Here is a 399-nt window from a genome sequence, read left to right on the forward strand (position 1 = left end):
ACTCGTTGAAACACGCATCAATACAGTCCAGCAAGTATCCGGCCCGCTGACCGACTACAGGCAGCGGGTTGGAAACGCTGCCTGTTGCCGGAGGGATGTGTCTAACCTCGCCGAAGTCCAATGCGAGTTGGTCACCATCGACGATGCGTTGAGCTTCAGCCCGCAAAAGCGCAAGCTCAGACTCTGAATGCGCTGAACCGATATGCTTCATCCTTTTCGCACCTTTGCGTTCAGAGAACACCACCTGCACCGCCATCGCCCCAGAAGCGGTCTTGACAGTGCGAATATAAGGACTCACAAAAATCAGACTACTGAACACCCCCGGCACTACCCACTTAGTGCGGAAAAATTCCTCCCCACCGACGAAAACCAACAGGTAACAGTGTCAAGAGTGACGTT

General features: G+C 53.6%; 1 pseudogene. It reads right to left on the reverse strand.

Annotated features, from left to right (window positions below):
- Positions 1-298 (reverse strand): annotated as a pseudogene (locus HMPREF2565_RS03665) (transposase); the annotation flags it as partial.
- Positions 299-399 lie beyond the last annotated feature (101 nt).

Source organism: Corynebacterium sp. HMSC072A04 (assembly GCF_001809235.1).
In the GTDB taxonomy this organism is placed as follows: domain Bacteria; phylum Actinomycetota; class Actinomycetes; order Mycobacteriales; family Mycobacteriaceae; genus Corynebacterium; species Corynebacterium hiratae.